The organism is Brevibacterium sp. SMBL_HHYL_HB1 (assembly GCF_018208375.1).
In the GTDB taxonomy this organism is placed as follows: domain Bacteria; phylum Actinomycetota; class Actinomycetes; order Actinomycetales; family Brevibacteriaceae; genus Brevibacterium; species Brevibacterium intestinavium.
In genome coordinates, this window is the sequence record NZ_CP062936.1 from 2,404,949 (window position 1) to 2,414,766 (window position 9,818).

The window sequence follows — 9,818 nt, forward strand, 5'->3', positions numbered from 1 at the left end:
ACAAAGTAGTGCACCACTTCACCTACAGAAGGAGAATCACATGGCAACGACCATTGCCTCGCTCGAAACGCTGTCGTGCGACGCCGGATGGCGTAACTATCACTTCCTCAAGCTCACCACGTCCGACGGCGTCGTCGGTTGGTCGGAATTCGACGAGGACTTCGGGCCCCGTGGCCTGACCGCAGCCATCGAAGCATATGCACCATTCTTCATCGGCGCTGACGTGATGAATCACGAAAGGTCGATTCTAGCGGTCGGGTCCACGATGCGCCCCGCGCCCCATGGCATCACTGGAGAAGTTCTCGGCGCCGTTGAGAACGCGATGCTCGACGCTAAAGCACGCACCCTCAACGTTCCCGTCTACGAACTCCTCGGCGGCAAGCATCGGGATTCAGTGCCCATCTACTGGTCTCATTGCGCCAGCTGGCGCATCAGCCACCCCTCCCACTACGGCAACGCCATCACCGATCTCAACGGTGTCAAGGACATTGGACACGAGGCCAGAGAGCGCGGCTTCCAGGCCGTGAAGACCAACATCTTCCAGTACGGGGAGAACGGACCGAAATCCTGGGGCTCGGGATTCGGCAACCCGTACGAGCCAGGCTTGAACATCACACCCGCCTTGATCCGCGATGTCACCAACCATCTCTCAGCTCTGCGAGAAGGAGCCGGAGACGATGTCGAGATCCTCATCGACTTCAACTTCAACGCCCGCACCGAGGGCTACGTCAAGCTGTTGCGAGCACTGTCGGACTTCGACCTGCTCTGGGCCGAACTCGACATCTACAACCCCGAGGCCCTCGCGTTCATCCGCGCGCAATCGCACGTTCCCATCGCCTCGTGCGAGACCGCCTTCGGTGTCCGGCAGTTCCTGCCCTATCTCTCTGCACAAGCCATCGACGTCGGCATCGTCGATGTCGTCTGGAACGGCGTCGCCCAAGGTATGAAGATCGCCCACACTGCCGAGGCCTTCGACGTCAACGTCGCACCCCATAACTTCTACAGCCACCTCGCTACCACCATGAGCGCGCACTTCGCCATGGCAGTGCCCAACCTCAGAATCATGGAACACGACGTCGACCGTCTCGACTACGACGACGAACTCTTCACCGCACACCCTGAGATCTCCGCCGGACGCCTCAGCGTCCCGGACGGGCCCGGATGGGGAATCGAACCGATTGAAGACGAGATCCGCCGCAGACCCGCAGTCGCACGCGACACATACTTGGGCATCAAGCCCTAACCTGCGATTGCGCCAGTCGGAGGCAATCTGCCTCCGACAAACACCATACCGAAAGGAACACCACCATGGCCGACAAGCCGTTCATCAATTCCAAGGACCTGACAGATACCATCGCGGCTGTCACCGACAACCGCGCTCTCGGAGAAGTCACTTTCTCCGTAGCAGCACATTCGACTGGCGGTGTCGCCGGAGAGACCATCACCGGGCCCATCACACAGGCCGGCCAGCAGGACACATCACGCAAAGGCAAGTTCACCCTTGCCAGCGATGAACCCGTTCCACTGCTCGGAGGAGACAGCGCGGTCAGCCCCGCTGAATACATCCTCCAGGGGCTTGCCGGCTGCTACATCGTCTCCCTGACATCGCTGGCCACCAAGCGCGAGATCGAGCTCGAGCGCATCGAGGTCTCCCTCGACTTCGATATCGATCTTGCAGGATTCCTCGGCATCGATGACTCCGTAAAGCGAGGAGCAAAAGAAATCCGGGCCGAAGTCTCGCTCACGGCCCCATCTGCCTCCACTGAAGAGCTGCAGAAACTCGTCGATGCACTCGACACGACTTCACCAATTCGGGATACACTTGCAAATCCCGTCGATGTGGTCACCACACTTAAGTAAGGCTGGACGGAAGCACTCGCACCTTTCACAACTCACCATCGGCGAAGCCTCGGTTCCACTTCTCAAACGAAGTGGAACCGAGGCTTCGCCGAGTCAATCGCCCAAAACCGTTCAGATCTACTTTCGGTGAACGGATATCAGATTTCACTACTAAACAATGTTGGTGATTAGATTCCGGGCTGATAGGCAAGGGTTCGAGTGAGTTGGTGGCGGTCTCTTTTCGACGATTTCCTCACTTTCGGGCGAGCGCGCGAAGTATCATAGGTTAAAAAAATTATGGAATCAGTATTGCTGCAGTTAAACCGCGTAACGGTACCTCCTGACGTTCCCACTAACCGACCGTCGCGGAAACGATCGTTTCCGCGACGTCCCATCTTCGCCACCGCAATCCCCGACCACAAGGCGGCTCTGTTGTCGCATAAACGTGTTCCACAACTGCGCAGACCCCCATCACGGGAATTGACACATCTTCTATGTCAACGACCTGTGGTGCGTCTGAACGCACGAGTTGGTCTCCTCCCAGTTCACGCACGCTTGGCTATAGTTGAGTCTCCACTGTCGGTCACAACCACGACCGGCATCTCAATTCCCTCAAACAGGCCGGATGCTCACGAGTCTTTTCCGACGCCGGATCGGGAGCGAAAGCAGATCGCCCTGGAATCACTGCTCTGCGCGACCATGTCCGCCCCGGGGACACTGTATTAGTCGAGTCGCTTGACCGACTCGGACGCTCAATGCGGGCATTCTCAGTCCCATCCACGAGTTTGCCGGGGAAGACGTATCAGTAGAGTCTCTGGACGGTCTATGCACCGACTCTCGCAAACCCCGGGGGCACGATCGGCCCGCAGGCGGTGAGCCAGCGAAGATCGCGGGAGGCGCTGGTCCCCAAGGGGGCGTACAGGATGGAGCCCAGCAACACTTGTCGCGTAGGTCAGGTCCTAGTTGGTGAGGACATCGTCGACTTCTTGTAGCATTCCAACTATCGGACTAGAGGAGAGACATCGATGGCGAATACCAACTTGGGTGCAGCAAAGCAGGCGAAAAATAACGAGTACTACACTCAATGGCCGGACATCGAGCGCGAGATGAATGCCTGCCTCGAGTATGACCCCGACGTCTTCAGGGATGCTACGGTACTGCTCCCATGTGATGATCCGGAATGGTCGAACTTCACGAAGTTCTTCGCACTGCACTTTCGCGACTTTGGTCTCAAGAAGCTGATCTCTACTAGCTACGCGCCGAACAGTAACGCTGACGCAATGCACTACTCGCCGACCTTGTTCGAGACCGAAGACCCGAAATTTGACCCGAAAAAGTCCAAGGAACGTGGAAGAGTTTTCGTTCTCGAGCAAGATAGCGTGAACGGAGATGGCAGGGTCGATATCGACGATCTACGATGGGACTACCTTGAGGGTGACGGCGACTTTAGTAGCGCGGAAGTTACAGCTCTTCGTGATGAAGCTGACTTCGTGATCACCAATCCGCCCTTCTCTCTATTTCGAAAGTTTCTATCGTGGCTCTTTGACGGCAAAGTAAGATTTTCTATTATCGGTAGCAATAACGCAATTACATATAAAGAGACATTTCTACGGATCAAGAATAACCAAATGTGGTTGGGTGCGACCGGGAACAGCAACGATATGGTATTCGGTGTACCCAAAGGTACACCGGTAAAAAAAGCGGACCGCGAAAAGGCCGAACGTCTCGGATACCCCTCTGACGATCGCTTCGACTATACGAGGATGGGTAACTCCTGTTGGTTGACTAGCATCGAACACGGCCGCAGGCATGAGCCACTGCAGCTGATGGATATGAAGGACAATTTGCAATATGGTTCGAAGCGGGTCAAAGCCGCATCTTATCAAAGCTACGAAAATTATGATGCCATCGAAGTCCCTGAAACCATGGGGATTCCGTCTGACTTCGAGGGAATCATGGGGGTTCCCATATCATTCCTCGATAAGTACGATCCCGAACAATTCGAAATTTTGATGATGGCAAACGGAAATGCGCGTACTAACACTCCGATTAATGTACTGGAATCTGTGAGATACCACCGCCATTCTGAAGACAAAGGCGGGCTGGGCGTGATCAATGGTGAACGTGTCTACGCTCGAATTCTCGTCCGTCACCTGAACCCCGTTCCGAGGAAGGAATAATCCGTGGATACCGATCTACACCAATACTCTGTAGAGGAAGTCACGCGAGGTTTCGTCTACAACGAACTCGAAGGCAAGGGGTTATTCGGCCTGAACGGCGACCTGGTTATCCAACCAGAGTACCAGCGGCACTATATCTACGGGGATGGCAAGAAAGACGTGGCGGTCATTGAATCGCTGCTCAAGGGATATCCGCTCGGTCTGATCTATTTCGTGAACACGGGGGCGACGACCAGCCCGCGACTCGAAGTGCTTGACGGCCAGCAGCGCATCACTTCAGTTGGTCGATTTGTCACGGGGAAATTTGCTATCAAAATCGCTGGTCGCGAGCAGACATTCGGGTCGCTGTCCGCAGACAAGCAAGAGCTCATACTTATGAGCACACTGCTGGTGTACGAGTGCACGGGCACTGAGACCGAGATCAAGGAATGGTTCGAAACGATCAACATCGCGGGTATACCACTCAACCAGCAAGAGCTCAACAACGCGATTTACTCCGGATCGTTCGTCACCGCGGCGAAGCGGGAGTTCTCGCGATCCTCAAATGCCCTCCAGCAGAAATGGACGGCGTATGTGAAGGGCGATCCGAAGCGCCAGGAAGTCCTCGAGGTCGCGCTTAGCTGGGTTGCAGACACGCACGCCCAGACGATCCCGGCGTACATGGCTGCGCACCGAAAGGACGCGGGGATCGATGAACTCAAGACTTACTTCACGACTGTCATCGACTGGATCGGAAGCGTGTTCACTGGGGAACTCCACAGCGAGATGCGAGGGCTCGAGTGGGGTCGCCTGTACGAGACTTACCATCAGGAGTCCTACGACAGCGTGGCACTCACCGAGCGGGTGGATGAGCTGATCGCCGACCCCGCTGTGAGCGACCGAAAAGGCGTCTTCGAGTTCGTCCTGGGCCGTGAGACTGACACCCTACTGCTTAACGTCCGCCTGTTCCCGCCGAAAACGAAGAAGCAGGCCTACAAGCGACAGACGGAGTACGCAAAAGCGCGTGGGGTCTCGAACTGTCCCGTGTGCGAGATTGGGAACAATGTGAACAAAACAAAGGTCTGGGCCGAGAAGGAGATGGAGGCAGATCACGTGACTGCATGGTCGAAGGGTGGCTCAACGGACCTGGACAACTGCGAGATGCTCTGCAAATCGCACAATCGCGCTAAGGGCAACCGGTGAGCGAATCCGCGACATCTTCGCTCCGCGTCTCGTTGCCAGACAAAGCGTACGTACAAAAGATCGGCGCTCTCGCATACGCAGTGTCCTCGCTCGAGTGGAAACTCCTCGGCGATCTGAATCGCCTAGCGAACAGGTTGCCGGAGAACCTGACTCTGAAAGTCCTGGAACCAATCACCACAGGGGGAATCGCTAAGAGAATCAGCAAGGCAGCTGCCAACACCAAGGACGTCGAGGTGCGGAACTACCTTACTGTGGCGAGCGATGCGCTGAAACGCGCGGCGGAGTTGAGAAACGACCTCCTGCACGCGAGGCCTGCGACGCATCCAACCGAGGGTCAGCGGCTTCACCGCGCCGAAGTTGTCGACCGAGCAACCACGGGGCACCGATTCTGGATTGATAATGCATGGTTCGACAATTCATTCGCTGAACTCAACGCGCTTTCGGCCAAGGTCAACCGCGTTCGACCGCCACGTAGTTACTAATTATGTCTTACACACACGTGGAGTGAAGATACAAAGTTCTGCGAATGGATGTCACCGATGCGGTGTGGTTGAATGCCGCGGTGTAGCAAAGTTTCACTCCGCTTCGGTACACAGCTTTCTACTGGGAGCCGTTTTCGAGCACCTGATTCGGATGCCCGAACGGATTCTACAGGTTCTTACCGAGTCGATCAGCCAACTGCTGAGCAAAGCTCGAGTAACCTCGCTGGATTTCATAGCCCTGATGATCGACTCCAGTACTCGAGACCTGAAGCAGAACGCTACCGCGGCTGCGAGTCAAAGCAACGTAGAAACCACGTCGCTCTTCCTCTAAAGCTCGACCAGTCTTGGGCCTGCGTTTCCAGGGTGGACCGCTCCATGGCGGTACGACACCTTCGCTCAGCCCCGGAATGACGACCGCCGAGAACGTGCGCCCCTTTGCTCCGTGGAAGGTGGACATCACAACTCTTCCCGTGCCCACGGAATCAGACGCGAGGGAAGCGAGCGCCACATCTTCAGGCGCCTCTAGCAGTCCGTTGAGCTCATCGACCGACCGAGGATCGCCAACCTCACGGGCAAGGTCCCTCAGATTCAGCGATTCCACGACCTGCCGCAGCCATGAGCGCATCGTGAGGTCTAGTGTCGGGTTACCGTCCAGCAGTGAGGCATGAAGTTGAGCAACTCGTGCAAGCCGGGGTTGGCTAGGCTTGGGTCTGCCAACAATCCGGCGCATGGACTCCAGGCGGTCCAAGAGCTGGCTCACGCCAACTTCCGGCGGCAGGTCCGCGTCAGATTGACCCGACATCCGTACCGCGTATAGCGCGGCTGCCTCAAGCCACCGCCCCACATCAGTGACAGGACCTGCCAGCAGTCCACCGTGTTGCACCGGAATCCCCTCGAAGCGCAAACCTCGTTCGATGAGGGGCGCCAGCGGCTTCCGGTTACGCACGAGGACAGCAATCTCTTCAGCGGCGAGCCCAGCGTCGAGAAACTGGCGCACCGAGGACACGACCTCGCGAGCTTGTTCAGCCGAGGAGCCTTCGGCCACTCTGAACTCAAGGACGCCCGGATCTGCGCTATAACCACGCGCCCGGTCGAGAGTAAGTTCGGCTGCCGCAACAACAGCAGATCCGCAGCGGTAATTCGTCACGAGGCGGCGCATCGCGAAGTCATCACGGCGGCACAGCTCCTCGAGATACACCGGGTCGCCGCCGCTGAACCCGAAGATACTCTGGTCGGCGTCTCCAACTGCGGTGATCTCGACTCCGGAGGCCAAAAGCAGCTCGACCAGTCGGTGTAGACCTGCGCCGAGATCCTGGTACTCGTCGATCATCACGATGGGAAACTTCGCTTGGATGACTTCTGCGATCTCGGGATGATCCTCCAGGAGCCGCACTGAACGAAGCACAATTGCTTCGAAGTCCCATACATTGCGGCGTTCGCAAAGAGCCTCGTAGTGTTCGACCGCGTGCACGTATGCTTCCGGCTCGTTGGAGACATCCTCGCTCGCTGCTACTCGCCGTCGTAACCCGGGGAAGCCTTCTCGCAGATCCCACACGTTGATCCCGACAGCGTCGGCACATTCTTGTTCTAGGTCTTTGATCTGGGACGTCGTCATTAACCGGTCGAGCGAGGGAAGATAAGTGCCGACCAGCGTGGCGTATGGGAGGACCTGAGTAAGACAGAACGAGTGCATTGTGCCGGCGAATAGACGCCGCGTGGTTACGCCCAGTTGAGCCAATCCTTCGCGAAGCTCGGATGCGGCTTGGTTTGTGTAGGTGATCGACGCGAGGCCGCGCGGGGGCTGTATCTGGGTTGAGAGGAGGCACCCGGCGCGGGCCACGACGGTACGGGTCTTGCCACTTCCTGGTCCCGCTGTGATGACCAGATTGCCCTCTGCAGTCAGTACCGAGCGCTGCTCAGCATCAAGTTCCCTGATCGCCTCGGTAAGGGCGGATGGCAAAGCATGGGTTGTCCTCTTGGAGATGGCCACGTCACGGCTCCTCCGCACGAATAAGGGCGGAGCTTCGGGCCGCTCTGCTCACATGGTCCAAGGCACGCAAGTATACGCGGGCGGATTCACTCGATGCGATCAGGTCGAGATGGACTTCCTGGCTGACGTCAGAGATGTTGCTGTCGGTCTGATGACCGAGGCCTGCGAGCAGTACTTCGAGCCAGTTCCGCAGATTCGCTTTCTCGATGTGATGCGCCCAGCGCTGTGCGACACGTCCCTTTCCTAGCTCTTCCACGCGCGCTAGGACTCGGTCCAGGCGATGTTGGTGTGTGCTGCGCGCTGTGTTCTCAGCTCTCGCCATATCCGCCAGATACTGTGTGGGCTCCGTGATCATTTCCTCAGTTCCCTCGGCCTCGAGAATCGCTCGGATGTCGCGTGCCATGGCTGTTGACCGACCTTCGCTCGCGAGCTCAGAGTATGCCGTAGCCAACTCATCGCCAAGCAAGAACAAGAGATCTAGTTCGAGAGTACTGTCGCCAACGAAGAGGCCCGCCTCAGCGCAGGCGTCCTGCAGGGAGCGCCTGAGACGGATTGCTTTTCCGTTCGCACCAGCTCGCTCGTGCTGCCTCAGTTCTTCAACATCGCTGATCAATCTTTCGCGAAGGCTAGCGTCCTCGACGAGCTGGGCGGCTCTTTGCAGGCCTTGCTCGGATCTCTTCGAGTCGCGGAGAGGATCTCCGTCGGTGATGACCACGTGAGGCACTTGGAGACCGAGCGGTCCGAGTAGTTTTCGATACGGTGCGAAGTCTGTGCCCGCCACGTTAACGACGACTACGCCATACTCATCGAGGTCGAACCCTGCGGCCTTTGCTATGGCCGGGAGGATGTAGGTCTCCGCGGTGCCTTCAACCAGGATGACGAAGCGTGCGAACAACAGTTCTGCGCGGGTGACGTCGAGGTATCGGCTGATGTCCTGAGATTCTTCTGCAGTAAGTCCCGCGTCGAGGGTGGTACTGGCGACCGTGCCTGACGTGCTTGCCCGCAGCAGCAGCAAAGAATCCAGGGGCGCCACAGCGGCGATGTGAGGGCTGTGCGTGGTGAGCAGCATCGCTGGCTCGGTAGCCAGGAGATGTCGGAACAGACGGCGCTGGACCGCGACATGCAAATGGGCCTCGGGCTCCTCGACCCCCAGGATCGTTGTCACGAAGGCGCTCGCGGAGCGTCGTACCGAAAGGGCTTCCATGAGCATCCCCAAATAGAGAACATTCGCGGCGCCGAGACTTGTGTCCGCCACGGTTCTGGTACGCGAAGAGTCCACAAATAGACGCAGACTCCTCAGTAGGGAATCGGGGTCTTTGGACGCAATACCAACGTGAGGGTCGACGGGAAGCTGAGGCCCGACGAGTCGCTTCAGCCTCGTTGCCAAGTCCTTCTGGAGGCCGTCAATCTCCGGTTCCTGAGCTAGACGGTCCGCGGCGGCATCAATGTCACCTGCGATCGCCTCAAGCTTGGTTCGGTCGAGGGGTAGTTCTTCGAGCAGCGTTCGCAGCGGGCTACGATTCCACCGGGCAAGGTCACTCTCGGCATCGCGAAGGGCAGGAAGGACGCGCAAGCTGATGTAGCGTCGCACCCGTGCGCCGTCAGTACTTTCGTCGATGCCCTGGGTCACCTGGAAGTCGTAGTCCAACGGGGTGAACGCGACGTCCTCCTCCGTGGGAGGGCCTTCGATGTCGAGCGGTGCCCTCGGCGCGAACCGGTACACGAGTCGAGCACGACGCGGCCGCGTCACTTTGGTCAGTGCATCAGATAAGATCGCGAGAGCGTCCGGCTCGTCGTCAAACCCCTCGAAGTCAATCTCGACGGCGACCTCGGCACCACCCGCCAAGCCAGGCCCGAACGGCCCTGTAGCTCCCTCGTGGATGTCTTCGGCCCTTAGTCGGCGTGCAGAGTCGGGCATGTCGGGGTCTAGAACAAGTCGGAGTGCATGCAGCATGTTGCTTTTGCCGATCCCGTTCTCTCCTACGATGACTGCGGGCGAAGGAAACGAGGAAACTTCGCATTCGGCGAAGTTACGAAAATTCGCGATTCGAAGTCGACTGATCCGAAGCGTCACGTACATTCCTATCTATTGCCGACAGTCATCTTCCGTATTGCGCGAAGTAGCTCCGCACCAAGTGGAAAGAC

General features: G+C 57.8%; 7 protein-coding genes and 1 pseudogene. 6 read left to right on the forward strand and 2 right to left on the reverse strand.

The window, feature by feature from the left end:
* The first annotated feature begins 40 nt into the window (after positions 1–40).
* The 6 genes and pseudogenes from IG171_RS11165 to IG171_RS11190 all read left to right on the forward strand — a co-directional run bounded on the left by IG171_RS11165 (position 41) and on the right by IG171_RS11190 (position 5,683).
* A complete protein-coding gene (locus IG171_RS11165; RefSeq protein WP_212127517.1) occupies positions 41–1,243 on the forward strand; it encodes a mandelate racemase/muconate lactonizing enzyme family protein in 1,203 nt (400 codons plus the stop codon).
* Between the two features lie 65 nt (positions 1,244–1,308).
* Entirely contained in the window at positions 1,309–1,860 is a 552-nt protein-coding gene (locus IG171_RS11170) for an OsmC family protein (RefSeq protein ID WP_212127519.1), read from the forward strand.
* A 560-nt stretch (positions 1,861–2,420) separates the two neighbouring features.
* Positions 2,421–2,648: pseudogene (locus tag IG171_RS19335) on the forward strand (recombinase family protein); the annotation flags it as partial.
* A 216-nt stretch (positions 2,649–2,864) separates the two neighbouring features.
* Complete coding sequence (locus tag IG171_RS11180; RefSeq protein ID WP_212127520.1) at positions 2,865–4,019, forward strand: adenine-specific methyltransferase EcoRI family protein; 1,155 nt, start codon at positions 2,865–2,867, stop codon at positions 4,017–4,019.
* Positions 4,020–4,022: 3 nt separating this feature from the next.
* A complete protein-coding gene (locus IG171_RS11185; RefSeq protein WP_212127522.1) occupies positions 4,023–5,201 on the forward strand; it encodes a DUF262 domain-containing protein in 1,179 nt (392 codons plus the stop codon).
* Positions 5,198–5,683, forward strand: coding sequence for a hypothetical protein (locus IG171_RS11190; protein WP_212127523.1), 486 nt, complete (start codon positions 5,198–5,200; stop codon positions 5,681–5,683). Before IG171_RS11185 ends, IG171_RS11190 begins: the two co-directional genes overlap by 4 nt.
* 166 nt (positions 5,684–5,849) lie before the next feature.
* On the opposite strand, the gene IG171_RS11195 is transcribed toward IG171_RS11190, so the two are convergent.
* Entirely contained in the window at positions 5,850–7,673 is a 1,824-nt protein-coding gene (locus tag IG171_RS11195) for an ATP-dependent helicase (RefSeq protein WP_212127524.1), read from the reverse strand.
* A gap of 1 nt (position 7,674) precedes the next feature.
* Positions 7,675–9,747, reverse strand: a complete 2,073-nt coding sequence (locus IG171_RS11200) for an AAA family ATPase (protein ID WP_212127525.1) — start codon at positions 9,745–9,747, stop codon at positions 7,675–7,677.
* Positions 9,748–9,818: the final 71 nt, after the last annotated feature.